The organism is Ensifer sp. Root1252, from assembly GCF_001425885.1.
Lineage (GTDB): Bacteria > Pseudomonadota > Alphaproteobacteria > Rhizobiales > Rhizobiaceae > Ensifer > Ensifer canadensis.
The window spans coordinates 642,854-668,438 of sequence record NZ_LMDT01000012.1; the positions used below are offsets into that span (position 1 = coordinate 642,854).

A 25,585-nucleotide genomic window follows, 5' to 3' on the forward strand; every position below is an offset into this window, starting at 1 on the left:
GGGAAAGGGTTCATGATCGCAACAACAAGAAAAGACGGAGGAAATGCCGATGGCTGCCGAACTCAGTCCGCTGCTTGTGGGCACGGAAATCAAGGAGCCGAAGGGCCCGCCACTGCCCCAGACCTCGCAGGAGCAGATCAATGCCGTCGTGCATTATTATCGCGGCGAATTGGGGCGGATGGCCGGCTGGCGGGATCGCATCGACCGCACGTCCAACTGGGCGATTACCGTGGTCGCCGCCCTGCTGTCGGTATCGTTGTCGACGCCCAACTCCCATCACGGCGTGCTGCTGTTCGCGATGCTGCTGATCACGTTACTGCTTCTGATCGAGGCTCGCCGCTATCGCTTCTTCGACGTCTACCGCGCCCGCGTGCGCCAGCTCGAGCGCGGGTATTTCGCGCAGATCCTGGCGCCGGACGGCACTGCCAACCTTAACTGGGCCGCGTCGATTGCCAAGAGCCTGCGCAAACCGGCGTTCCTGATGAGCTACCGCGAGGCGTTGTGCCGCCGGCTGCAGCGCAACTACTGCTGGATGTACCTGATCCTGCTGCTCGCCTGGGCCCTCAAGATCTCGTCGCCGAAACTGTCGACCAATGGCGAGCCCTTCGGGCACGTGCGCTCCTGGATCGATGTCACGGAGAATGCAGCGCTAGGCCCTTTGCCCGGCTGGCCCGTCATCATGGTGGTGGTGCTGTTCTACGCAGTGGTGCTTTACGGCTCGCTGCACAAGGAACCGGGCGAGGGCGAGCTTGCCCATGGCGAGGTCCATGTCTGACGCGGCATAGGCGCCAAGGATTGTTGCATTTGTGGCCGACGGCGGTGCGTCGTTCTCTACAGCACCGCGCGTCAAGTGTGACGGGCCGGGCGCGCAGCAACCTGGCTGCATGATTTTGCGCTCAATAGAAACCTGATGCAGCGGAGGGCGGGTTCAGTGCAGGATGAACTCGCCGTTGAGTGCCCGCCATTCGGTGGCCGAGATCAGCTTGCGGTGGACGTAGCGTACCGAATGCAACGGGCCATCCAGCTTTTCCTGCCAGAACTTCAGGAAGCTGCGCATCTCCGGGAAATCCGGGGCGATGTCGTAGTGCTGCCAGATGTAGGTCTGCAGGAATGTCGGATGATCCGGCATGCGGTAGAGGATCTGGGCCGTGGTCACGCCGTAGCCCTTCAGCTGCAGTTCCATTTCGTTCGTCATATGAACCTCACTTCTCGCAAAGGTTGGTCTTTATGATGAAACGCTTGATTTATTAATCAAGTTCTAATATTTGCTTCAATATGAAATTTAGGCGTAAAAACAATAGCTTGGCAGCACTCCATGCAGAGTGCTGCCACGCTATTTCATTTCAACTCGGTCTTGGCGAGATAACGCTTTAGCGCTTCAGATGCCGGGTCAGGCGGTTTTCGAGCCAGGCCCAGATATTGCGCAGCACTTCCACCATCAGGAGATAGAGGATCGCCGCCCAGACATACATCTGGTAGTCGAAGGTGCGCGAAAAGGCGCGGCGCGTTTCACCCATCAGGTCGAACACGGTGACGATCGCGACGATGGCCGAACCCTTGATCATCAGGATGATCTCGTTGCCGTAGGGGCGCAGCGCCACGATCATCGCCTGCGGCAGGATGATCTTGTAGAAAGCGATGCGCTCCGGCAGCCCGAGGGCGGCTGCACCTTCGCGCTGACCGCGCGGCACGCTCTCGATCGAGCCGCGCAGGATTTCCGCCTGGTAGGCGGCGGTGTTCAGCGTGAAGGTAAAGAGGGCGCAGTTCCAGGCCTCGCGAAAGAACCACCAGAGGCCGACGGATTCGAGCTGCGGGCGGAAACTGCCGAGGCCGTAGTAGATCAGGAAGAGCTGGGCGATCAGCGGCGTGCCGCGGAAGAAGTAGACGTAGCCATAGGCAAGCCAAGACCAGATCTTGTTCTTCGACATGCGGCCGAGCGCGACCGGCAGCGACAGGAGGGCGCCGAGCACCACCGAGCAGGCGACCAGCATCAAGGTGACGCCAAGACCCGACAGGAAGCTCGGACCGTATTTGGCGAATTTCGCCGGATCCCAGCCGTTGACGACAGTCAGGAAGACGCCGACGCCGAGGGCGAGCCAGATGCCGAGCGTTACGCTGCCGACGAAGCGCGCCAGGGTGTAAGGCTTGGGCGGCGCCGGTGGCGGCGCTTGCGGCGGGATCATCGTTTCGACGAAGCTCATCGACCCATCTCCGCGCGTTTGGTCCAGCGTTCAAGGTTCGAGAATATGATCGACGAAACCATGGCCAGCACCAAGAAGAGAATGCAGGCCATGCCGAAGAACTCGAAGGCCTGCTTGGTGACGCGGGCGGCAATGCCGGTCTGGCGCAGGATGTCGGGCAGACCGACGACCGAGACCAGAGCCGTATCCTTGAGCAGCGCCATCCAGAGATTGCCGAGGCCCGGCAAGGCGATGCGCACGAGCTGCGGCAGGATGATCAGCCGCATGGTGCGGCCGCGATGGAGCCCGAGTGCCGCACCCGCCTCGTACTGGCCATGCGGGATCGCCTTGAAGGCCGACAGCAGAACCTCGGAGCAATAGGCCGAGAAGACCACGCCAAGCGCGATCATGCCGGCAAAGAAGGCGTTGATCTCGACCGGCCCTTCGTAGCCGAACGATGCCAGAAGCTGCTGCACCAGAATCTGCAGGCCGTAGTAGACGATGAACAGCGTCAACAGTTCCGGCAGACCGCGGAAGATGGTGGTGTAGATGTTCGATGCCAGGCGGACCGTGCGCTCTTCTGACTGTTTGCCGAGTGCAACGAAGAAGCCGATCAGAAGGCCGACCGGCAAGGTCGCGATGGCAAGGCTTGCGGTGACAACGAAGCCGTAGGCGATCTCGTCGCCCCAGCCGGCGTCGCCGCAGGCAAGGAGCGTACCGGGTGCCAGCCAGCGAAAGACGCCGACAGGGCCGCACAATGGATCCACGATGGAGCCGATCCAGGCTAGGATCGAGTAGAAGCCGGTAAACAACCCGCTCATGTCAGAGAATTCCCCTTTGCGCTGTTCTTATGGATATGGATCGCGCTTATGTTTTAGTTTCTTGTCAAACAAAAACGGCGGAAGGGCAAGCCATCCGCCGTTGCATTTTTTTCATCAACCAACGTTTTTCCGGCATGATTCACTAGGAAAACAGGCCGGAAGCCGTCGATCAGCTGCCATAAACGTCGAACGGGAAGTACTTTTCGTTGATTTCCTTGTACTTGCCGTTGGCGCGGATGGCTTCGATCGCCTTGTTGAACTTCTCGCGCAGCGCGTCATCGCCCTTGCGCACCGCGATGCCGGCGCCTTCGCCGTTGATGACAGGATCAACCGGCAGCGTGCCGAGCAGCTTGCAGCATGCGCCGTCAGCCGACTTCAGCCACTCGGAAAGAACGACGACGTCGTCGATCACCGCGTCGATGCGGCCGTTGACGATGTCGAGCTTGTACTCTTCAGCGGTCGGATAGAGCTTGATGTCCGCTTCCTTCATATGCGCTTCGGCATAGTTGGAGTGGGTGGTCGAGCCCTGAGCACCAAGCGACTTGCCGGCAAGTGCTGCCTCGGTTGCTTCGGTGATCGGCGAATCCTTCGGCACCACGATCGCCGGCGGCGTGTTGTAGTACTTGTTGGTGAAGTCGACCTTTTCCTTGCGCTCGGCAGTGATCGACATGGAGGCGATGATTGCATCGAACTTCTTGGCGATTAGTGCCGGAATGATGCCGTCCCAGTCCTGCGTCACGAACGTGCATTCGACCTTCATCTCGACGCAGAGGGCCTTGGCGATGTCGACGTCGAAGCCGGTCAGCGTGCCGTCTGATTCGAGATTGTTGAAGGGCGGGTAGGCGCCTTCCGTGCCGATAACGACCTTTTCGCCATCTGCCATGGCAGAGCCAGCCATGAGCACGAAAACGGCAGCCGATGCGGCGGCTGCCAGCCGTCTGGAAATACGCATGATAGTCCTCTCTGTTGGCCGACATCCGGTTTCTTGTTCTTCACGGATGCCTATCTTGACCGGGGCGCTTGCCACCGGTTGAGGCGATATTCGTACTGTTTTCCCGCAAAAATCAACTGGAAAGCGACAACGCTCGCCGGGAAAAGAATTTCGACCGGAGATTGCACTGGCCATGATCCAAGCGAACATGAACGGTGCGTTCAGGGGCGGTTAATCTTGCTTTGGTTAGCCCTATTACGGGAACCGATCTGAGGTGCGGGCGTTGGGTTGGCGGCTCGTTTGGCCGGCAACACAAAAAAGCCGGAAGCTTGGATCAAGGCCCTTGAGAATTCACGCCTACCCCCTGTTGCCGAACTGGCTGTCCGGTGGGTAACAGTGGCAGGTAAGGGACCTCCCAGGACGAGGAAGGAAGACTATGTCGATTCGATCCAGACTATTCGCAACCGTGGCGCTACCGGTGCTCTCGGTGTCGCTTGCGGTGCAACCAGCCCTTGCCGACAGCCTGATGAAGCCGTTCGAAGTGGCGCAGGAAGGAAGCGGGCAGCCATCGGAAGAAGAGCTTCTGCTGCAGCAGCGCCAGGCGGAAGAGCAGCAGCGCGCAGCGGAAGAACAACAGCGGGCCGCTGAGGAGCAGCAGCGTGCGGCGGAAGCCGAAGCGCAGCGCCAGCAACAGGAACAGCAGGCCGCCGAACAGCAGAAGGCCGCCGAAGAGGAGGCTGCCCGCCAGGCGGCCGAGCAGCAGCGCGCTGCCGAGGAAGAGGCCGCACGCCAGGCCGCCGAGCAGGAGAAGGCTGCCGAAGCGCAGCGAGCTGCGGAAGAGGAAGCCGCGCGGAAACAGCAGGAACAGCAAGCGGCTGAGCAGCAGAAGGCGGCTGAAGAAGAAGCCGCACGCCAGGCCGCCGAGCAGGAAAAGGCTGCCGAAGCCCAGAAGGCTGCCGAAGAGGAGGCGGCCCGTCAGGCGGCAGAACAACAGAAGGCCGCCGAACAGCAGAAGGCGGCCGAAGACGAAGCTGCGCGCCAGGCTGCCGAACAGGAAAAGGCCGCCGAAGCCCAGAAGGCCGCCGACGAGCAGAAGGCTGCCGAAGGCGAAGCCCAGCAGAAGGCCGCGGACGAGCAGAAGGCTGCGGACGAAGCCGCCCGCCAGGCGGCCGAGCAGCAGAAGGCCGCCGAGGAAGAAGCCAAGCGCCAGGCCGATGAAGCCAAGAAGGCCCAGCAGGGCGAGTGCGTCGTGCCGGAAGGCCAGGATGCATCCACCGCTTGCCCGCCGGCTGGTGGCGAAGCGACGACCGGTCAGCCGCCGGCGACCGAAGGCCAGAACGCCGGTGAACAGCCGCCTGCAACCGACGGGCAGAATGCCGGCGAAGCCGTAGCACCCGCCGTCGAGCCTCAAACCGAGCCGCAGACAGGCGAGGGACAGCCGGCTCCGGGCACCGAGCAGCCGGCGACGGCTGAGCAGCAGCCTCAGGTCCAGCCAGTACCGGAGGTGGTCGACACCCGCACCGAGGAAGAAAAGCAGAAGATCGCCGAAGATCCCGCGGCGTCAGACGAAACTGTCGTTCTGCCGGTTGAAAACGGCGCTGCCGTTCTCGACAGCGACAAGGACGCCGACAATGCCGGCGGCAACAAGTCGCGCGAAGACCGACAGAAGCAGCGCGAAGAACTGCGTGCGCAGGAAGAAGCCGCTCCGGCGCCGACCGATGACGCCTCTTCGCAGGCGCAGATACCGGCAGAGATTCAGGCTGACTTGCCTCAGAAGATCGAAGCGAACCTGAACGAGAAGGGCACGCGCGTCGAGGAAGTGCCGGTATTCGCCGTTCCCGAGACGACCAACATCGTCAACAACACCATTGTCAACAACACGGTGATCAACAACAACACGACCGTCAACAACGTGACGAACAACGTCACCAATGTGGAGGTGGTGCAGGAGATTGACAACCGCGTCATCCTCGGCGTTGGCGACCAGATCTTCGTTCGCGGCGACGATCGTCCACGCCTTCGCCGCGATGCGGAAGAGACCTTCTACGACGAGCTGCCGCGTGGCCGCACCCGCGAAACCATCGTTCGTCCCGGCGGCTACCGGATCGTCACGGTCTACAACCGCTATGGCGACATCCTGCAGCGCTCGCGTGTCGACCGTGATGGCAACGAGTACCTGATGATCTACGCGCCTGAGCGCGACGAAGGTCCGCGTCCGGCGATCATCGACGTCGGCTACGAGCTGCCGCCGATGCGCCTGCGCATCCCGGTTCGCGAATACATCGCCGATGTTTCCGAAGATCCGGACCGTGACTACTACGACTTCCTGGCCGAACCGCCGGTGGAGCGCGTAGAGCGCGTCTATACGATCGACGAAGTGCGGCACTCCGCGCGTCTGCGCGACAAGGTTCGCCGCATCGACCTCGACACCATCACCTTCCCGACGGGCAGTGCCGAAGTGTCGATGTCGCAGGCAAAGACCATGCGCAGCGTTGCCGCCGCCATGGAGAAGGTGCTGGCCAAGGATCCGGGTGAAACCTTCTTCATCGAAGGTCATACCGACGCTGTCGGCTCCGACCGCTCGAACCTGGTGCTTTCCGACCAGCGCGCCGAATCGGTCGCCTCGCTTCTGACCGAGGTCTACGGCATTCCTGCCGAAAACCTGGTGACGCAGGGCTATGGCGAGCGCTTCCTCAAGGTTCGCACCGAGGTCGCCGAGCAGCAGAACCGCCGCGTTACCATTCGCCGCGTGACGCCGCTGGTTCGCCCGGTCGCCCAGCGCTGATCAAAGCGCGGGCACAGTCGCCCGCGCAAATCTTCGGAAACCCGCCCGTCACAGGGCGGGTTTCTGCCGTTTCCATTCTTCTTCTTCATTCCGGATTGCCATGAAAACCGCTGCTCTTCTCATTGCCTCCCTTGCCCTGTTTGCCCAGTCCGCCACTGCGGCGCCGGCACTCGTCGAACCGGACCTGCGGCTTCCGAGCAATCCTTTGGGCAGGGACCAACCTCCGCGCGTGGCGTTGACGCTTGACGCCTGCAGCGGCGCAACCGACATGCGCATCCTCGGAACCCTGATCGAGAACCGCATTCCGGCGACGATCTTTGTGACGGCGCGCTGGTTGAAGCGCAACGGGCTGGTGGTCGAGATGATGAAGGCGCACCCGGACCTGTTCGAGATCGAGGATCATGGCGCCATGCATGTGCCGCCGATCGACATCAAGGTCTCTGTCTATGGGTTGGCTGCGGCAGGCTCGAGCGCTGCCGTTGCGGCCGAGGTCGACGGTGGCGCGGCCGCAATCAAGGCGCATGGCCTTGCCGCACCACGCTGGTTCCGCGGCGCGACGGCGAAATACACCCACACCTCGATGAGCCAGATCCGCGAAATGGGCTACCGCATCGCCGGCTATTCCGTAAATGGCGACGGCGGGTCGCTGCTCGGGGCGGCCATGGCAGAGAAGCGCATCCGCAACGCCCGGGACGGCGACGTCATCATCGCCCATATCAACCAGCCGACGCACGCCGCCGGCGCCGGCGTCGCTCGCGGTATTCTCGACTTAAAGGCAAAGGGCTACAGCTTCGTCCGCCTCAACGATATTCCCGATGAAATGACAGTCGGCGCCACCAACTGACTCTGTTCGACCGCGTGTCGTGACTTCGCGCGGGTAAGCCCTGCGTTTCGCTTGCTCAGCAATGACATGACGGCGTTAACGAGCGCCGCTGTTGCTTTGCAAGCCGGTCACGCGCTCGACAAAATCGGCAATCGTATTCGTGTCGTCGAGATCGAACACGGGCAGATCCGTGTCCGTAACCGGGTGATCGGCGGCAATGGCGCAGATATGCGGATCGGTCGGAGCCAGAGGTTCGCGGTTGGCCGATTCCAGCCGACGGGACTCGATCTTCGGGATCGGCTCGCGCTTGTAGCCTTCGACCAGAACCAGATCGCACGGGGCGAGCCGGGCGATGATTTCCTCGAAACTCGGTTCCGGCCCGCCGCGCAGTTCATGCATGATCGCGAAGCGCGTGCCTGACACGATCGTGACTTCGTGGGCGCCTGCCTCCCGGTGGCGGTAGCTGTCGGCGCCCACCTTGTCGATGTCGAAGTCATGATGAGCGTGCTTGACGGTCGAGACGACGAAGCCGCGCCGTGTCAGTTCGCTGACAAGCCGGACCATAAGCCCGGTCTTGCCGGAATTCTTCCAGCCGGCGATGCCGAAGATTTTCGTCGCAGTCATGCGCTGTTCTCCCCGAGAATGCGAAGCCATTCCTCTGCCCGCAGCAGATCGTCTGGTGTGTTGACGTTGAAGAAGGGGTCGAACAATCCACTGGCTGTGGTGGTCATCGGAAAATCGACCGTGACCGATGGATGGCGCTCGATGAAGGCGCGCACGCGGCGTTTTGGGTCGGTTGTGATCCAGTGTTCTAGGTCATCGGCGAGCGCGACCGGCCATAGGGCAAAAAGCGGATGCAGGGCGTCATCGGATAACGCAACGGCAATCTGCTCGCGCTGCGTCATCGCATCGGTCAGGCGTTGGGCGAGGTCGTGCGGGAAGAAGGGCGTATCGGTGGGCACGACGAGGACATGCGTTGCTGCCGGCGTGATGGCGGCCGTGTGGCGCATGGCGGTCAATACACCGGCGAGTGGGCCAAGAAAGCCGGGCACGGTATCGGCGATGACAGGATGCCCCACGATCGTCTTCTGCTCGGCTGCGCCGTTGAGGTTGATGGCGATGCTTGCGACCTGTGGCCGGAGCCTGTCGATAATCCGCGATAGCATCGTCTTTCCGCCGAGGCTCAATCCGGACTTCGGATGACCCATCCGGCGTGAAAGCCCGCCGGCAAGGATCACGGCCGGCCACGGTGGGTGTCTCGCATCTGGTGTCTTGACTGTTGGCATCGGGCTTTCGTTGTTCCTATTCGAGCGGTCCGGTCAGCGAGCTTTGGGCTATCGGCTTCTTGCCGCGCCGGCTCTCGCGATAGAAGGTGTAGAGGCCGGAACCGATGATCACGGCAACACCAAGCAGCATCCATGCATCCGGCTTCTCCGAGAAGAAGAAAATGCCGATCGTGATCGCAAACAGCAGGCTGGTGTAGCGAAAGGGCGCGATAACGGAGATATCGCCACCGCGCATGGCAAGCACGATCGTCTGGTATCCGACCATCAGAAGCAGGCTTGCGGCAGCGATGTGGGTCAGCGTGGTCGAGGACATCGACTGCCATCCGCCAAGCGGTACGATCATTGCGGCACCGACCAGGGTCGTCACGAGCGCCGTCGTCACCGTGATGTAGAGCGAGGGGATGTCGTGGTCGATGCGGCGGGTGCAAAGATCGCGCGTGGCTGTGCAGAAGACACAGGCAACGACCGTGAGTGCGGCCGGTGTAAAACCTTCCGGCCCCGGGCGAAGGACGATCAGCACGCCGATGAAGCCGACGAAGATGGCGGTCCAGCGCCGCCAGCCGACCGGCTCGCCGAGGAATACGGCGGCGCCGAGCGTCACGGCCAGCGGCAGCGCCTGCATGATCGCGGATGCATTGGCGAGCGGAATCTGTCCGAGCGCCGAGATGTAGGTGATGGACGCCAGCGCCTCCATGATGATGCGCAGGATGATGACCGGCTTCATCATGGTGCGAAGCGGACGAAATGCCCGGAAATGCCGGGCGATGACGATCACCATCAAGGTGGTCAGCAGCCCGCGCACGAACAGGATTTGGCCGACATTCATCGCCCCGGTCACCGATTTCACCAAGGCGTCGTTGCAGGAGAAGGCGACCATCGCCAGGCACATGAAGACGATGCCGCGGAAATTGCTGGAGGATTGCATGCGGGCTGTCCTGCGGCGCCGGATCGGGCGGAAACCTGACGGCGGATGGGAAGGCGAATCCGTTGCCGGATCTCGCATACCGTTTAAGCATCGGCCGCCATTTTGTGCAAACACCAACCCGCCGACGGCGGATTTTTCTTCCAGCGCAAGTAGAATTTTCGGGCAATGGCGAGATCAACCCGGACGAAGACTGTCCGCCGTGCAGAAAATGCGTTCTCCCGAACCGGTTTCTATTCGCGGAATCTTAAGTTTCACTGCCTATCGTCATCGATGATTCCGCTTCCAATCGCATGACGCGATCGGTGGATGGCGTGCGCCGGAACCTTGGCGGCGCGTCATTCCAGAGATGTCGGTCGGGGCCTGGGAGGTGCTTCCGCCGATATTTCACCCGTGCTTCCAGCAAGAAGAAGCCACCGCGCGGACATGTCTCACATAAGAATAATCTGGGGTCCGCAATGTCTTTCATCGATCGTCTATTACAGCGACTGCGAATCGTCACGAAGGTTCTGCTCTTCGTGGTTCCTCTGGTGGCTCTGATCGCGGGTATCGGCCTCATCGGCTTCTTCACGGCGCGAACGCTGAACGGCCACATGACCGTGACGCGCGAAACCATCAACAATCTCTCGGATTTCCAGGCGCTGCGCAGCGCGCTCCAGAGTTTTGCCGATGCGCCGAGCGAAGAAACGCGAGGGGCGCTCAGCGCCCAGATCGACGAACAGGAAAGCGGCGTCCGTTCGCTTGACGGCTTACTGACGCGCGAGGCTGACAAGTCAGAGATCGCCTCCGTGCTGTCGCTCGGTGAAGCCATGCGCGCCCAGACCGAAAAGCTCTGGTCGATCAAGGTCGAACAGGATCAGGTGACGGCTTCGCTCGAGGCGGCGCTGACAGACATGACGACGCAGGGCAACAGCGCCTACAAACAGATCGACATCATCCGCAAGGAATCGGGTGAGAAGGAAGCGTTTGCCAAGGCGCTGCTGTTCGATGCCGCCGCCTATCAGGGGATCGCCGAGCGGATCAAGAAATTCCGCCTACCGGTGACGATGGCGGCGAACGCCGACGCCAAGATCGATCAGGCGGGCAAGTTGCTGCCGCACCTCATCAAGCAGATCGAGGACGCCGAGACGATCGCTTCCGAAAAGGTTCAAAAGCCGATTGCCGAGCTGAAGGATTTGGCGCTGAAGGTCCAGGCGATCCTTGCCGGCGCTGAAGACAGCGAGACCAAGAAGAACGCGTTGGTGCCGATCCTCAGCAAGTTCTCGAAATACGAGGCCGACTTCGCCAAGGAAGCGGCCAAGAACTCCGACACAGCCGCCAAGCGTTTCGTCGGCATGGACAGCGAGATCTCGCAGTTGAAGACGCTGATCGCGCTGATGGGCGATACCTTCAAGGGGCTAGACAGCACGCGGCTGCATATCAGCGAGCTACACCGCAAGCTCGACGCGGAAGGCCGCGATCTGGTGCTGGCCGATATTCAGGCCGTTCGTGACAGCGCGGCGAAACTGTCGGAGCTTGGTGGCAAGAATGCCGCGCTGCGTGACCTGCCGGCCAAGCTCAAGCCGTCGCTCGACAACATCGACAAGGGCACGGCCGCGCTGATCGACGTCGGCGGGCGCTGGCAGGAAGCCAAGACCGCGGCCTCGACACTGGTTGCCGGTGCGAGTGCGACGCTGGAAAGCTTCGTCAGCAGCGCCCAGGAAGCCGGCAAGGTCGACAGCCAGCGTTCGGCTGACATGTCGATCGTGGCGATGGTGGCCGGAACGCTGCTTGCAATCGTCGGCGGCCTGATGCTGGTCGAGACCCTGCGCGGCCCGTTGAAGCGCGTGACCGAGACGATGACCCGGCTTGCCAACGGCGATCTCGACGTGGCGATCGAAGGCCGCAACCGCGGCGACGAGATCGGCGACATGGTGCGTTCTGTAGCGGTGTTCCGCGACAACGCGGTCGAAAACGTCCGGTTGGGACGCGAGGCGGAGGCCGCCCGTACGTTATCGGCGGAAGACGAAGCCCGCCGCGCCGAAGAGCGTGCCAGGATCGAGGCCGAACAGATGCAGGCGCTTAACGCGCTTTCTGACGTGCTGGCGGAGCTTGCCGCCGGCAATCTCGAAGAAGGCATGGCGGAAGACCTGCCGGCCGACTACGTGATCATGGCGCGCACCTACAACAACGCTGTCGAGGCACTGCGCGCCACGCTCAGCGATGTGCGTATGGTGACCGGCGAGATCACCGGCGGCACCAGCAATCTCTCGGCCTCGGCCGACGATCTGGCGCGGCGGACGGAGCAGCAGGCGGCCGCGCTCGAGGAAAGCTCGCGCGCCTTGCGCCAGCTGACAGAGATCGTTCGCTCGACGGCCGAAAGCGCCCGCAAGACCACTGTCTCGGTCGACGAGACCAATTCCTACGCCAAGCATTCTGGCCAGGTCGTCGCCAAGGCGATCGACGCCATGGCGGAGATCAACCGCTCGTCCGAGAAGATCAGCACGATCATCAGCGTCATCGACGAGATCGCCTTCCAGACCAACCTTCTGGCGCTCAATGCCGGCGTCGAGGCGGCGCGGGCGGGCGAGGCGGGTCGCGGCTTTGCCGTGGTCGCGCAGGAGGTACGGGAGCTCGCCCAGCGTTGTGCTGGTGCTGCGCGTGAGATTAAGGGGTTGATTTCCGACAGTTCGGCGCAGGTCAGAAGCGGCGTGGCGCTGGTGAAGGAAACCGGCGACGCGCTTGCAGTGATCAACGACCACATCGGCACCATCCATCAGCTCGTCAGCAACATCGAGGCCGCCGCCGCCGACCAATATACGGGGCTCAACGAGGTCAACTCGGCGGTGCACGAGGTCGAGCTGCTCACCCAGCAGAATGCGGCCATGGTGGAGGAAAACACCGCCGAGATCCACGGCCTGCGCCGGCAGGTCGAGGCGCTCAACGAAAAGATCGAGCGTTTCAAGACCGGTACCTCGACGGTCGCGAGCCAGGCCTATGGCCGTGGCTATGGATCGAACTACGCGGCTTGAGCGAGCCGGCGGGCGGCATCTGCCGGCTGCCCCTCACCCTAATCCTCTCCCCGCAGACGGGGAGAGGGCACGTGCCACGCGACAGGTTTTCGACTGCTTCGGCTCGTTTACGGCGCCATTCCCAACATGTCGATCGCGCATCCTTGCCCGACTCACTTCGTAGCGGTTGACCTTTGTCCGGCCCGCCGCGCAGGCTCAAGGCTCAAGGGAGGCGAGAGCGCTGCCACGCGTGCTCTTCTCCCCGCTGGCGGGGAGAAGAGGGCGGATCAGCCGCCGGTGACGCTCATGTGGCGGGCAACGGCCGGGCGGTTGTGCTCACGATCGATGATGAAGTCGTGGCCCTTCGGCTTGCGGCCGATTGCCTCGTCGATCACCTGGCCGAGATACACGTCGTCGTCCGAGGCCCGCAGTGCTGTGCGCAGGTCGGCGGCGTCATTCTGGCCGAGGCACATGTAAAGCGTGCCGGTGCAGGTCAGCCGGACGCGATTGCAGCTTTCGCAGAAATTATGGGTCATCGGCGTGATGAGGCCGAGTCGGCCGCCGGTTTCGGCGACCTCGACATAACGGGCCGGTCCGCCGGTCTTGTAGGCGATGTCGGACAGCGTGAACTGCTGCTCAAGCTGCCGGCGCATTTCCGACAGCGGCATGTAGTGATCGGTGCGATCTTCCTCGATCTCGCCCATCGGCATGGTTTCGATCAATGTCAGGTCCATGTCGCGACCGTGCGCCCAGCGCATCAGGTCGGGGATCTCGGCGTCGTTGAAGCCTTTCAGCGCAACGGCATTGATCTTGACCTTGATGCCGGCGGCTTGGGCCGCGTCGATGCCTTCGATGACCTTGCCGAGATCGCCCCAGCGGGTGATCTGGTGGAATTTCGCGGGATCGAGCGTGTCGAGCGAGACGTTGATGCGGCGCACGCCGCAATCGGCCAGTTCCGCGGCGTGTTTCGCAAGTTGCGAACCGTTGGTCGTCAGCGTCAGCTCATCAAGGCGCCCGGCCTCGATCTCGCGGCCGAGTTCGCGCACCAGAAACATGATGTTCTTGCGTACCAGCGGTTCGCCGCCGGTCAACCGCAGCTTGCGCACACCCTTGGCGATAAAGGCGGAACAGAGCCGGTGAAGTTCTTCCAGCGTCAGAAGATCCTTCTTCGGCAGGAAGGTCATGTGTTCCGCCATGCAATAGGTGCAGCGGAAATCGCAACGATCGGTAACGGACACGCGCAGATAGGTGATCGCCCGGCCGAACGGATCGATCATCGGGGCGGTTCTGTCCTCAAGCGGCCTTGCGCCGGCTTTCACTATCGCTGCTGTGTTCAAATGTCTTTCTCCCAGCCCCTTCAATGTCGCCAGCAAACGTGGTCGCGTCAAGGCGCATCCTGTCGCAAAGTGTTGATTGGAAAAGCCGGGTAATTCTCCACGGGCGATTCTTCAGTTAAGCGTGAGCTTGAAAACAGGAGCAGACATCATGAGCGAAATCTGGCCGACGGAACTGCGTGTATCGAAAGATCGCCACCGCCTCGTCGTCGCCTTCAATGACGGCGCAACCTTCGACCTTTCGGCGGAGATGATGCGGGTGCTTTCGCCGTCTGCCGAGGTGCAGGGGCATGGACCGGGTCAGCGGGTGACCGTGCCGGGCAAGCGCAACGTCCAGATCATCTCGGTGCAGCCGACCGGAAACTACGCCGTGCGGATCGGCTTCGACGATTTTCACGATACCGGCATCTTTACCTGGACCTATCTCCGCGAGCTGGGCGAGAAGGGCGAGGAGCTTTTTGCGGCTTACGAGCAGGAACTCGCCGACAAGGGCATGTCGCGCGACAAGACCGAAAAGCCACGCTGAACCATCTGAAAAGGAGAGGGTCTATTGGCCGAAGCACCTGATGCGAATGACCTGATGCAGGTGGTCGTGCTGTTGACCGCCGGTGTCGTTGCCGTGCCGCTGTTCAAGCGCATCGGGCTCGGGTCGGTGCTCGGCTATCTCATTGCTGGATTGGTGATCGGCCCGTTCGGCCTGCGCTTCTTCACCGAGCCGCAGGCGATCCTCCATGTGGCCGAACTCGGCGTCGTGATGTTCCTGTTCATCATCGGGCTGGAAATGCAGCCGTCGAAGCTCTGGAGCATGCGCAAGGATATCTTTGGCCTTGGCGCGGCACAGGTGCTCGCCTGCATTGCCGGCCTGACCGGTGTCGGGTTAGAGCTCGGCTTTGCGCCCATTCCCTCCTTCATCGCCGGCACCGGCTTCGTGCTGACCTCGACGGCGATCGTCATGCAGATGCTGCAGGAGCGAAACGAGATTTCGACGCTGAAGGGCCAGCGCATGATCGCGATCCTCCTGTTCGAGGATCTGGCAATCGTGCCGCTGCTGGTGCTCGTGACCCTGCTTGGCAGCAGCGGGGCTGCGAGCGAGCCGTCGGAGCGCTGGATGGCGATCGGCATTGCTTTTGCAGCGCTTGTGGCGCTGGTGATCGCCGGTCGTTACCTGTTGAACCCGCTGTTCCGGCTGTTGGCAGCCGCGGGCGCACGCGAGGTGATGACCGCAGCGGCGCTGCTTGTGGTCCTCGGTTCGGCGCTGGCGATGCAGCAGAGCGGCCTGTCGATGGCGATGGGTGCCTTCCTTGCCGGCGTGCTGCTTTCTGAGTCTGCATTCCGCCACCAGCTCGAAGCCGATATCGAGCCGTTTCGCGGCATCCTGCTCGGCCTGTTCTTCCTTGGTGCCGGCATGGCGATCGACCTGTCGGTGATCGCCGCCAACTGGCAGGTCGTTGTGATTTCCGTGCTCGCCTATATGGCGCTGAAGGGCGTGCTGATCTATGCGGTCGCGCGGCTGCTGCGTGCCTGCCACAGCGAAAGTCTGGAGCGGGCGGTGCTGATGGCGCAGGGCGGCGAATTCGCCTTCGTGCTCTATGCCGCCGCCGTCTCGGCCGGCATCATCGATGCCGAAGCCAATGCGACGCTAACGGCGACGATCATCCTGTCGATGATGCTGACCCCGATCGCGATCTTCATCCATGGCCGTCTCGCCAAACCCGAGCCGCCGAAGACTGACGATCTGGAAGTGCCTGAGAATGTCGAAGGCACGGTGCTGATGATCGGCTTCGGCCGTTTCGGCCAGATCGTCAGCCAGCCGTTGCTGGCGCGCGGTTACAAGCTCTCGCTGATCGACAAGGATGCGGACTTCGTGCGCGACGCTTCGAACTTCGGCTTCCGGGTCTTTTACGGCGATGGATCCCGCAGCGATATCCTGCACGCGGCAGGCGCAGCCACCGCAAGGGCAATCCTCATCTGCGTCGACGACAAGGCGGCGGCGATCAAGATCGCCCACACCGCCAAGGAGGAGTTTCCGCTGGTGCCCGTGCTGGCGCGCGCGTTCGACCGCGGTCATGCCATCGACCTCCTGCACGCCGGGGTGGACTTCGAGATCCGCGAGACGTTCGAATCGGCGCTCGCTTTTGGCACTGAAGTGCTGAATGTTCTGGGCGAGGATGCTGAAACAGCTGCGGATGTGATCGAAGAGTTCCGCGACCTCGACAAGGAGCGCTTTGCGCTCGAAACCATCGGCGGCATCTATGCCGGGCGACAGCTGATCCGAGGCAACGCGCAGCCGTCCGACATTATCGCCTCGCGAACCGCGCGCGAGCGGGCGGAAGCGGAAGCCCGCGAGGCACAGGAAGGCTCAGCCAGCTAAAGACTGGCTCGTGCCCGGTCCGGCAGTCAGGCGAGTTCGTTCTCGTCCCTGAGCAGAACGGCGATGAGCCGCTCCATGGATTGTGCCACGACCATGCAGTCCTCGAGCGGTGCGCCCTCCATCGACTTTTCGATGAGGCCGGTCTGAACCTCCATGGCCTCTTCCGTCAGCGTGCGCCCGGTGGGTGTCAGCGACAGCCGAAGCACGCGCTTGTCCTTGTCGTCGCCGCGGCGCTCGATCAGCCCGCGTTTTTCCAGCTGCGGCAGCAGCATGCTCATGTTGGACCGCCCCACCAGCAGCTTGCGGGCAAGCTCCTGCTGCGAGATCCCGTCAAAGCGATAGAGGTTGATCAGGATGTCGAGATGAGGCGGCTTGATGTCGAGATGCGCGAGCGAGCGCGTCATCGTCTGCTGCATCAACTGACAGGCGCGCGCGACTGCAATCCAGCTACGAAAACGCGGGTGGTCCCAGGGGAAATGATGCTGTTCGTTCATCACTTGCTTTTTGTTCATCGTTGTACAATAATGTTCAGCATTGAACATATCAAGAGATTCTCACTATGGCATCCTTTGCGATCAAGGTCATCCGCCATGCGCTTGCCGGCGTGTCGGTCATTTCTCCCGAGGCCGCCGGCCGGCTCGCCTTCAAACTGTTCAGTGTTACGCCCGGCCGCAAGCCGAAGAGCGCCAAGGAACGCGCGGCCCTTGCCGCTGCCGTCCCGGTGATCGCCAAGGGCGAGCCGGTGACGCTTTCCTATGCCGGCGGGTGGGTCCTAGCACGGCATTTCGCGAGCCCGCGCAATGCCGCCAACGCCAAGCGCGTGCTGCTGGTTCACGGCTGGGGATCGCGCAGCGATTATCTCGCCACCATGATCGAAGGGCTGGTTGCCAGCGGAGCCGAGGTGGTAACACTTGACTGGCCCGGGCATGGCGCCTCGCCGGGGCGGACGCTGACGATGCCGGCCGCCGTCAGGGCGATCGATGCCGCCTGGCGGCATTTCGGGGGCTTTGACGTCAGCGTCGGCCATTCCTTCGGAGGCGCCAGCCTTGCCTGTGCGGCCGGTGGTCTCGTTTGCGACGTGCCTAGTCATGTCGCAAAAAAGCTTGTCCTGATCGGTGCACCGAGCGAGATGACCTGGCTTTTCAAGGGCTTCGGAAAAGTTCTTCGCCTTTCACCCAAAACCCAGGGCGCCTTCGAAGGCGTCGTCGAACGCCTGTCCGGCCGCCGGCTGGAGGATTTCGATGCGGCCAGGATCCTTGAGGTGCGGGCCGTTCCGACATTGATCATCCATGCGGAAGATGACAAGGAGGTTTCGGCCGACCATGCGCGCCGCTATGCGGCGGCCGGACCCAATGTCGAGCTTCACTGGGCGAATGGCTACGGCCATCGCCGCATCGTATCGGCAAGCCCGGTGATCGACAGGATCAATGCTTTCGTCCATGCCGAGGATCGAAAGGCTGCTGCCTGACCGAAGGCTGGTCGCGCATCCGCGTTCTCGCGTCCGATACGGCTTCGGAAGATTTCGCTGATGCCGTCATATGCCCGTCATGCTATCCGTCGAAAGGATCACTTCGACCGCGGTGTTACCGTCTTTCGCGAGGCGAGCGCCGCTGCTGATATTGAGTTGGCTGCATGAAGCCGGATAACGGTTTGGGCATCATGCATTTGCGGGAGGACGGCATGTCGATCATCACCTCGGTCGAGGAATTGAACGCGCTTTACGGCGGCGTCAGCGAGGCATCGGTGGCAAAGGTCACCAAAGTGCTGACCGCAGAGTACCGGCAGATGATCGAGGCATCTCCCTTTGCCGCACTTGCGACCGTAGGTCCCGAAGGGCTCGACTGTTCTCCGCGCGGCGACGACGAATGCGTTGTCCGGGTCGCCGACGACAAGACGGTTCTGATGCCCGACTGGCGCGGCAACAACCGCGTCGATTCGCTCGCCAACATCGTGCGCGACCCGCGCGTGGCGCTGATGTTCCTGGTGCCTGGATCCAACACCACCATGCGCATCAACGGCACCGCCGTCGTCAGCATCGATCCGGCGCTGACTGACTCCTTCGAGATCGATGGCAGGAACCCGCGCAGCGTCCTCGTCGTCACCATCGGCGAGGTCTATTTCCAGTGCGCCCGCGCCTTGATGCGATCGCAGATCTGGAATCCTGAGCGCTTCATCGATCCCGCGACGCTTCCGACGCCCGGTGCGTTGCTGAAGGCCGCCAAGGCCGATTTCGATCGGGATACCTATGACCGCGAATGGCCGGAGCGCGCAGCCCAGACCATGTGGTAGGCTGAACGGCCGAGCGGGTTTGCGAACGACCGCGGAGCCGACGCAAGCCAGAGATGGAAACGTGATGCGACGTGGATCTATAAGCGCGTGTCTTGGTGCCGCCGTTCTGCTTGTCTCGGCCTGTGTCAGCAGAGGCTTGGCGGCCGAGCCGACGCTCAGCGAAAAGCTCGAACTGCTCGCCAGGGCCTATCCGGAGGCGGTCGCCGAGGTCGGCCAAGACACGCTGACCCTGCGCGATGGCGGCCCGGCGCTGCCGATCGATGATGGCAGGCAGAAGAGCCACGCCGAAAAGCTCGCATCCGGCGATATCGAGGACAGTCTTTCGCAGATCTATCCGCTTGGTCCCTGTGCCAAGCCGCCGGGTGTGGATTTCGATCCGGGCCGCATCCGCAGCGAAGCCTTGATGAAACGTCTTTATGGGGGCAGTGCTGCGGGCGTCAGGCGCGATCTTGTCGTGGTTGACTGGTTCGGCGAGCGCCTGAGCGTCACCAGCAGGCACGGTGTGGCCAAGGCGTTGCAGGCGGTCGGGCGCGAGCTTGCCTCACGACCAAAGCTGAAGCGGTATCTCGTGCCCAGTGCCGGGACCTTCAACTGGCGCAACATTGCCGGCGCGCACACGCTCTCGGTGCACAGTTTTGGCGCGGCGATCGATCTCAACACCGGCTTTGCCGACTACTGGCGCTGGGCGGGCGGAGGCAAGAGCGGCGCGGCGCCCTACCGCAACCGCTATCCGCTGGAGATCGTCGAGGTCTTCGAGAAGCATGGTTTCATCTGGGGCGGCCGCTGGTATCATTTCGACACCATGCATTTCGAGTACCGGCCGGAACTGATCGCCATTGCAAGACAGGCGGGTGCCTCCGCCTGTCGATAGGCTGAGTGTGGACGCCTTGCCTTGACTGGTCGGTCAGTCGCGAACGACCACAGTCGTGCCGAGCTGGACATTGGCATAAAGGTGCTCGACATCCTCGTTGGCCATGCGGATGCAGCCTGATGACATCGCCTTGCCGATCGACAGCGGCTGGTTGGTCCCGTGAATGCGGTAGATCGTCGAGCCGAGATACATGGCGCGGGCACCGAGCGGATTGTCGATGCCGCCCTCCATGCTGGCGGGCAGCACCTTGCCCTTCTTGGCTTCACGAACGCGCATGTCCTCGGGCGGCACCCAGGTGGGCCATTCGGCCTTGCGGCTCACGGTGTTGGTTCCGGTCCACAGAAACCCCTTCCGCCCAACGCTGACGGCGTATTTGACTGCGATGCCGCGGCCGACGACGTGGTAGAGGCGACGCTCGGAATTGTCGATGATGATGGTGCCGGGAGCGGCGGTCTCAGGGAAGGCGACGAGTTCTCGCGCGATCGGTGACTGGCTGATGTCGCCGCGCTTGGCCTTATAGCTGGCGCCGCCTTGCGACAGGACCTGAAGCCAACCGGTCTTGGCGGCGTTGCTGTCGAGGGAGGCGACGGTGATCTGACCCTGTGCCTTTTCGCCGGCGATTGCGGCTGATCCTGTCATCAAGACGATCGCGGTGACGGCTGCAAAAATGCGCTTCATGTCGGTTCTCCCCCTCGGATTGTGGGAACCGATCGTGCTTTCCGTAGCCGTTGGTCCCTGTTGCAACTGTTCTAGCGATTGCAATCAGGCCTGGCTGTTTCCAAGGGAACGAGAGTGCTGACATGAAAATGGCGCCCGATGGACGCCATTTTCATGAAGGGTATCTCGGACGTTGCTAACGTCGGTAGATCAGCCAGTTGCGGCCGGATTCCTTGCGCATGCCGTCTTCGAACAGCATCGTCTTGTTGCGGCCGGCATTCTTGGCGGAATAGAGCGCGATATCCGCCTTGTTGTAGAGATCGACGGCATCCTCCGCGGCGGTCGCCATGCAGACGCCGACCGACAGGGTGATCGGGCCATAATTGACGCCGGTCTTGGAATTTCTAAAGGGCGTGCCGGCCAGTACGGTGCGAATGCGATCGGCGACCTGCAGGCATTCTTCCTGGCTGCTGTCTTTGAGTATGACCGCGAACTCCTCTCCGCCGGTGCGGGCGACAAAGGCGTCGCGGCGGACATTGGCGCGGATGACGCTGCCGACCGTCGCCAGGATCTTGTCGCCGACCGGATGGCCGAACGTGTCGTTCACCTTCTTGAAGTGGTCGATATCGGCAACCAGCAGGCCGGTGAAGTTCTTCTCATGATCGTTGTTGTAGACGGCGGCGAGATTGTCGTCGAAGGCACGGCGGTTGGCGAGCCGCGTCAGCGAATCCGTATTGGCGATCCGCTTGTATTCGTCGAGTTCCTGGCGGATGACCTCCATCTCGAAGGACTTCTGCACCACGGTCTGCACGCGCTCCTTGCCCTGGCTCATCGTGTCGGCGGTCGCCTCGGTGAGGATACCGATGGCGTGGCGCAGGATGTCGGCGCTGGACGCGCTCTTGCTCGTTATGTTGACATAGGCTTCGTCGAGAACCTTGTTGTAAGTCTCGAGCGCATATTGCTCGTCCTTCAACAGGTTGACCAGTTCGGTCAGCTTGGCCGCAAGGCTGGTGTGGGCGCGCTCGATACCGGTCGAGCGATGGATATGGCTGAAATATTGTGCGCCGATCGCGTCGAGTTCCTCCTGGGTCGCGCGGCTGCCGAGAGCTGCGAGTTCCTTGGACAATTGCGGATTCGAACCGAGGTAGGCTTCGTAATAAAGCTCGTAATTGCGCGGTATCGGCGACACGCCCATCATGCGCATCGCATGAGTTACTTGTGCTGCGATATCCGGAGCTTGCGTTTTTCCAGAGGTGGCCGTTTGCATTCGCAAACCCCCAATATTACTCATTGCTTACAGGTACTGATTTTTAGGGGCAAATGATTTGCGAAGTCTTAATGATTGCTTCTGCGAATGAAGACAATTCGACTTAACGCAGACAATGCAATGTCCCGTCGATCCGGGCGAGGGCCGAGCCGCGACGCGGATTAAGGCGCCGCGGCAGGGGTATACGGATCAGGCCGGGCTGATCATCGTTTCCGGACGCACGATGGCGTCGAACTCTTCGTTGGTGACGTAACCGCCGCCGACGGCTTCTTCGCGCAGTGTCGTGCCGTTCTTGTGGGCGGTCTTAGCGATCTTGGCCGCGTTGTCGTAGCCGATCTTCGGCGCCAGCGCCGTCACCAGCATCAGCGAGCGGTCGAGCGCTGCCTTGATGTTGTCTTCGCGGGCCTCGATGCCGACGACGCAGTTGTCGGTGAAGGAGATCGCGGCATCGGCGAGCAACTGTACCGACTGCAGGAAGTTATAGGCCATCAGCGGGTTGAAGACGTTGAGCTCGAAATGGCCCTGGCTGCCGGCAAAGGTCAGTGCGGCGTTGTTGCCGAACACCTGGACGCAGACCTGTGTGAGCGCTTCGCACTGGGTCGGGTTGACCTTGCCCGGCATGATCGACGAACCCGGTTCGTTTTCCGGCAGCGAGAGCTCGCCGAGGCCCGAGCGCGGGCCGGAGCCGAGGAAGCGAATGTCGTTGGCAATCTTGAAGAGGGCAGCTGCTGCGGCGTTGATAGCGCCGTGGCTGAAGACCATCGAATCGTGGGCGGCAAGCGCTTCGAACTTGTTCGGTGCCGTGGTGAAGGCAATGCCGGTGATCTTGGCGATTTCTTCCGCGACCTTCTCGGCAAAGCCGATGGGTGCATTGAGGCCGGTACCCACGGCGGTACCGCCCTGCGCGAGCTCGCAAAGGCCGGGCAGGGTCAACTCGATGCGCTTGATCGAGGACGCGACCTGGGCGGCATAACCGGAGAATTCCTGGCCGAGCGTCAGCGGGGTTGCGTCCTGGGTGTGGGTGCGGCCGATCTTGATGATGTGATCGAACGCCTTGACCTTGGCTTCGAGCGCCTCGTGCAGGTGCTTTAGCGCCGGCAGCAGATCATGGATCACCCGCTCCGCGCAGGCGATGTGCATCGCCGTCGGATAGGTATCGTTGGACGATTGGCTCATGTTGACGTGGTCGTTCGGATGCACCGGCGTCTTCGAGCCCATGACGCCGCCGAGCATTTCGATTGCGCGGTTCGAGATGACCTCGTTGGCGTTCATGTTCGACTGGGTGCCGGAGCCTGTTTGCCAGACAACCAACGGGAAGTGGTCATTGAGCTTGCCGTCGATGACTTCCTGCGAGGCCTTGACGATGGCATCGGCAATGGTTGCATCCAGGCGACCGAGCGCCATGTTGGTGCGGGCCGCGGCCTGCTTGACGATGCCGAGCGCGCTGACGATTGCGACCGGCTGTTTTTCCCAGCCGATCTTGAAGTTGCCGAGGGAACGCTCGGCCTGGGCGCCCCAATAGCGGTCGTTTGCCACTTGGATGGGGCCGAACGTATCTGTTTCCGTGCGCGTCGATGTCATCGTGATCCCTGCCTTCGTCATGCGGTTCATGAAGTCTGGGCGAGGGGACGCGGTCGCAACCGGCTGTCCCTTCCCCAAGGTGCCGGGCCTCTCTCTGCCCCGGCTGGCAAGGCTTGTAAAGAGGTGGCCCCGGAGCTGGCAATGCTACAATCGTTTGAAAGGCGGGCGTGCGACAAAGAGCGGCCTTTGCAGTCGTGCAGCGGCTGATTCGCGTGCGCGCGGCGAACCCGGATTCCTTGTGGCGTTTCAGTCACATTCGTTGCCTTCCTTTAAGGCTCGCATTGCTCGCCTTGCCGTGCGGGCCGGGTGGCAACGACACTAATGTCGATGCAAATCAAATTTTTACGCCCCCTCGAACGTCCTGGAAATCAAGCGGTTTTTTTACCACGCAGAGGTGTTTTCATGCACGTTCGGGGAGGCGCGTTTCCTTTTCATTCACCATCCTTTTCTATAAGTTTTAGAGCACGAGGGCGTGGCGAGAATCTGGCTAAAGCCGAGTTCGGCGACAACGCGATACGGGGACGTAGTTTCACATGAGAATTTTCAAGACGGCAGCGATCGTAGCGCTCATGAGCAGCTGTTCGATTGCAACCTTCGATGTGCGGCCGGCTGCGGCCATCACGTTGATGGACCTTATCCGCGGCGGCAGACAGAAGACGCCGAAGCAGGAGATGCAGTCCGGCCAGCCGCTGCCCGGTGTCGGTTCCATGGGGCAGCCGCAGCAGAGGACGGTCTCCACGCCGCTGCCGAAGGTGACCGGCCCTCGCTATTATACCTACAAGGCGGAACCTCTGCGCCGGGTCGATACCGGTAGGCTGCTCGATCCGGTCGTCACCGGTTCTGTGCGCAACGAAGCGCTGCCGCCAATGCTGCGTGCGGCGCTCACCGATGCCCGTCAATTCATGCCTGACGTTGAGGTTCGCACGACCTCGAATGTGGCAAAAGCCATCGAGACCCATTACGGCTCGCGTTCTGATTTCGTCTGGATCGACGGCACCGGTGTCAACGCGCGCGCAAAGGGGGCGATTGCCGTTCTTGCCGATGCAGCAAAGGTCGGTCTCGATCCGCAGGATTATGCCGTTCAGGTGCCTGCTGATGAATTCGACCGCGGCGATATGATCGCGCGCGAAAAGGAACTTGTTCAGTTCGAAATCGCGCTGTCGGCGGCAACGCTTTCCTATGTCGAGGACACGGTGCGTGGCCGCATCGATCCCAACAAGATCTCCGGCTATCACGATTTCAAGCGCAAGACCGTCGATCTCTCAGCCTTCCTCGATAGGATGTCGGCAAGCTCCGATGTTGCCACGCTGCTCAACGATCAGAACCCGAAGAGCGAACAATTCGCTGCATTGTCGGTTGAACTCGAGCGCCTTCGTGCAGAGAAGAGCGTGGAACAGCGTGTCGAGATCGCGCCGGGCACGCTCCTGAAGCCGGGCCAAAGCAATCCGGAACTTGCCAACATCGTCGCCGGGATCCGCATCAAGGGTTCCGAGACGCTGAAGTCGGATCACGCCGCAGTGCTCGCGGCCTATCAAGGAACCCCTGAGTACACGCCTGAGCTGGTTCTGCTCGTCGAAGCGTTCCAGAAGGAGAATGGCCTGAAGGCCGATGGCGTCGTCGGTCAGGCGTCGCTGCGACTCCTGACCGGTGGCGACACCGTGGCAAGCAAGATCAACAAGCTCGAAGTCGCGATGGAACAGGCGCGCTGGCTTCCCGATGGGCTCGGCAACCGCTACGTCTTCATCAACCAGCCGGCCTTTACCGCGTCCTATAGCGACAATGGCGCCGAGCAGTTTTCGATGCGCGTCGTCGTCGGTTCAAAGGCGAACCAGACCTATTTCTTCCAGGATGAGATTCAGACCGTCGAGGTCAATCCATACTGGGGCGTGCCGCAGTCGATCATCATCAACGAGATGCTGCCGAAGCTGCGCAACGACCCTGGTTATCTCGATCGGATGGGCTATCAGGTTGAGATAGGCGGGCGCTCAGTGCCGTCGTCTTCCGTCAACTGGACCGGATCGACCGCCTCGGTTGCCGTGCGCCAGCCGCCGAGCAGCGACAACGCGCTTGGCGAACTGAAGATCCTGTTCCCGAATGCGCATGCCATCTACATGCACGACACGCCGTCGAAGAGCTTCTTCAAGCGTGACCAGCGCGCACTCAGCCACGGTTGCGTGCGGCTCGCCGATCCGCGCCGGATGGCAGCGGCCGTGCTTGGCACCAGCGTCGAGGATGTCGGCAAGGAAATCGGCGGCGGCAGCAACAAGGCGTTGCAGGTGCCGCAGAAGGTTCCTGTTTACGTCGCCTATTTTACCGCCTGGCCGAACAAGGACGGTGTCATCGAGTATTTCGACGACGTGTATGAGCGCGACATGTACGTGAACCGCGCCCTCGACGCCACCCGCGACGCTCGCCGGGCCGAGGGGTAAGTCCCAATTAGGCGATGGCGCCACTCGCACTGGCACCGTGTTCGACGA

The 25,585-nt window shown here is 61.9% G+C and carries 22 protein-coding genes; 10 read left to right on the forward strand and 12 right to left on the reverse strand.

The features are described from left to right. Positions 1-49 precede the first annotated feature (49 nt). Positions 50-775 (forward strand): DUF2270 domain-containing protein, encoded by a 726-nt coding sequence (locus tag ASD02_RS15700; protein WP_025427263.1) that lies wholly within the window; start codon positions 50-52, stop codon positions 773-775. Between the two features lie 153 nt (positions 776-928). On the opposite strand, the gene ASD02_RS15705 is transcribed toward ASD02_RS15700, so the two are convergent. The 4 genes from ASD02_RS15705 to ASD02_RS15720 all read right to left on the reverse strand — a co-directional run bounded on the left by ASD02_RS15705 (position 929) and on the right by ASD02_RS15720 (position 3,953). Then, on the reverse strand, positions 929-1,195 hold the full coding sequence (locus tag ASD02_RS15705) for an usg protein (protein ID WP_025427262.1): 267 nt from the start codon (positions 1,193-1,195) through the stop codon (positions 929-931). A gap of 175 nt (positions 1,196-1,370) precedes the next feature. After that, the gene (locus ASD02_RS15710; protein WP_025427261.1) at positions 1,371-2,201 is read right to left on the reverse strand and encodes an ABC transporter permease; all 831 of its coding nucleotides are present in this window, start codon (positions 2,199-2,201) and stop codon (positions 1,371-1,373) included. Then, complete coding sequence (locus tag ASD02_RS15715) at positions 2,198-3,001, reverse strand: ABC transporter permease (RefSeq protein WP_025427260.1); 804 nt, start codon at positions 2,999-3,001, stop codon at positions 2,198-2,200. Before ASD02_RS15715 ends, ASD02_RS15710 begins: the two co-directional genes overlap by 4 nt. Before the next feature lie 169 nt (positions 3,002-3,170). Beyond that, positions 3,171-3,953: an ABC transporter substrate-binding protein gene (locus tag ASD02_RS15720; protein ID WP_057208703.1), complete on the reverse strand. Its 783-nt coding sequence runs from the start codon at positions 3,951-3,953 to the stop codon at positions 3,171-3,173. Positions 3,954-4,368: 415 nt separating this feature from the next. On the opposite strand from ASD02_RS15720, the gene ASD02_RS15725 reads away from it, so the two are divergent. Continuing rightward, a complete protein-coding gene (locus tag ASD02_RS15725; RefSeq protein WP_025427258.1) occupies positions 4,369-6,717 on the forward strand; it encodes an OmpA family protein in 2,349 nt (782 codons plus the stop codon). Positions 6,718-6,817: 100 nt separating this feature from the next. Further along, positions 6,818-7,561 (forward strand): polysaccharide deacetylase family protein, encoded by a 744-nt coding sequence (locus ASD02_RS15730; RefSeq protein WP_025427257.1) that lies wholly within the window; start codon positions 6,818-6,820, stop codon positions 7,559-7,561. 75 nt (positions 7,562-7,636) lie between these two features. On the opposite strand, the gene mobB is transcribed toward ASD02_RS15730, so the two are convergent. The 3 genes from mobB to ASD02_RS15745 are packed head-to-tail and all read right to left on the reverse strand — an operon-like array spanning position 7,637 to position 9,751. Further along, positions 7,637-8,164 (reverse strand): molybdopterin-guanine dinucleotide biosynthesis protein B, encoded by a 528-nt coding sequence (gene mobB / locus ASD02_RS15735; protein WP_025427256.1) that lies wholly within the window; start codon positions 8,162-8,164, stop codon positions 7,637-7,639. After that, entirely contained in the window at positions 8,161-8,826 is a 666-nt protein-coding gene (gene mobA, locus ASD02_RS15740) for a molybdenum cofactor guanylyltransferase MobA (protein WP_051509168.1), read from the reverse strand. Before mobA ends, mobB begins: the two co-directional genes overlap by 4 nt. A gap of 16 nt (positions 8,827-8,842) precedes the next feature. Continuing rightward, positions 8,843-9,751, reverse strand: a complete 909-nt coding sequence (locus ASD02_RS15745; RefSeq protein ID WP_025427254.1) for a DMT family transporter — start codon at positions 9,749-9,751, stop codon at positions 8,843-8,845. A 455-nt stretch (positions 9,752-10,206) separates the two neighbouring features. Between ASD02_RS15745 and ASD02_RS15750 the strand changes: the two genes are divergently transcribed. Then, on the forward strand, positions 10,207-12,759 hold the full coding sequence (locus ASD02_RS15750; protein ID WP_025427253.1) for a methyl-accepting chemotaxis protein: 2,553 nt from the start codon (positions 10,207-10,209) through the stop codon (positions 12,757-12,759). A 266-nt stretch (positions 12,760-13,025) separates the two neighbouring features. Here the strand turns inward: ASD02_RS15750 and moaA are convergent, their stop codons facing one another. Then, positions 13,026-14,075 carry a GTP 3',8-cyclase MoaA gene (gene moaA / locus ASD02_RS15755; RefSeq protein WP_025427252.1) on the reverse strand — a complete coding sequence of 350 codons (1,050 nt, stop codon included), beginning with the start codon at positions 14,073-14,075 and terminating at the stop codon, positions 13,026-13,028. 148 nt (positions 14,076-14,223) lie between these two features. On the opposite strand from moaA, the gene ASD02_RS15760 reads away from it, so the two are divergent. Continuing rightward, complete coding sequence (locus ASD02_RS15760) at positions 14,224-14,598, forward strand: DUF971 domain-containing protein (protein WP_025427251.1); 375 nt, start codon at positions 14,224-14,226, stop codon at positions 14,596-14,598. 24 nt (positions 14,599-14,622) lie between these two features. Then, positions 14,623-16,443 (forward strand): monovalent cation:proton antiporter-2 (CPA2) family protein, encoded by a 1,821-nt coding sequence (locus ASD02_RS15765; RefSeq protein WP_057220816.1) that lies wholly within the window; start codon positions 14,623-14,625, stop codon positions 16,441-16,443. A gap of 26 nt (positions 16,444-16,469) precedes the next feature. Here ASD02_RS15765 and ASD02_RS15770 read toward each other — a convergent pair whose 3' ends face one another. Continuing rightward, a complete protein-coding gene (locus ASD02_RS15770; RefSeq protein ID WP_025427249.1) occupies positions 16,470-16,955 on the reverse strand; it encodes a MarR family transcriptional regulator in 486 nt (161 codons plus the stop codon). Positions 16,956-17,002: 47 nt separating this feature from the next. Here ASD02_RS15770 and ASD02_RS15775 point away from each other — a divergent pair, with 47 nt between their 5' ends. The 3 genes from ASD02_RS15775 to ASD02_RS15785 all read left to right on the forward strand — a co-directional run bounded on the left by ASD02_RS15775 (position 17,003) and on the right by ASD02_RS15785 (position 19,603). Next, a complete protein-coding gene (locus tag ASD02_RS15775) occupies positions 17,003-17,911 on the forward strand; it encodes an alpha/beta fold hydrolase (RefSeq protein ID WP_025427248.1) in 909 nt (302 codons plus the stop codon). Positions 17,912-18,123: 212 nt separating this feature from the next. Beyond that, positions 18,124-18,732, forward strand: coding sequence for a pyridoxamine 5'-phosphate oxidase family protein (locus ASD02_RS15780; protein WP_025427247.1), 609 nt, complete (start codon positions 18,124-18,126; stop codon positions 18,730-18,732). A gap of 64 nt (positions 18,733-18,796) precedes the next feature. Then, positions 18,797-19,603, forward strand: coding sequence for a M15 family metallopeptidase (locus tag ASD02_RS15785; RefSeq protein ID WP_038576151.1), 807 nt, complete (start codon positions 18,797-18,799; stop codon positions 19,601-19,603). Between the two features lie 33 nt (positions 19,604-19,636). On the opposite strand, the gene ASD02_RS15790 is transcribed toward ASD02_RS15785, so the two are convergent. The 3 genes from ASD02_RS15790 to fumC all read right to left on the reverse strand — a co-directional run bounded on the left by ASD02_RS15790 (position 19,637) and on the right by fumC (position 23,138). After that, the gene (locus ASD02_RS15790; RefSeq protein ID WP_025427245.1) at positions 19,637-20,281 is read right to left on the reverse strand and encodes a L,D-transpeptidase; all 645 of its coding nucleotides are present in this window, start codon (positions 20,279-20,281) and stop codon (positions 19,637-19,639) included. Positions 20,282-20,456: 175 nt separating this feature from the next. Next, a complete protein-coding gene (locus ASD02_RS15795; RefSeq protein WP_025427244.1) occupies positions 20,457-21,527 on the reverse strand; it encodes a GGDEF domain-containing protein in 1,071 nt (356 codons plus the stop codon). 189 nt (positions 21,528-21,716) lie between these two features. Then, the gene (fumC, locus tag ASD02_RS15800) at positions 21,717-23,138 is read right to left on the reverse strand and encodes a class II fumarate hydratase (RefSeq protein WP_107027596.1); all 1,422 of its coding nucleotides are present in this window, start codon (positions 23,136-23,138) and stop codon (positions 21,717-21,719) included. Between the two features lie 503 nt (positions 23,139-23,641). On the opposite strand from fumC, the gene ASD02_RS15805 reads away from it, so the two are divergent. Beyond that, positions 23,642-25,537 carry a murein L,D-transpeptidase gene (locus ASD02_RS15805; protein ID WP_025427242.1) on the forward strand — a complete coding sequence of 632 codons (1,896 nt, stop codon included), beginning with the start codon at positions 23,642-23,644 and terminating at the stop codon, positions 25,535-25,537. The last annotated feature ends 48 nt before the right edge of the window (positions 25,538-25,585 follow it).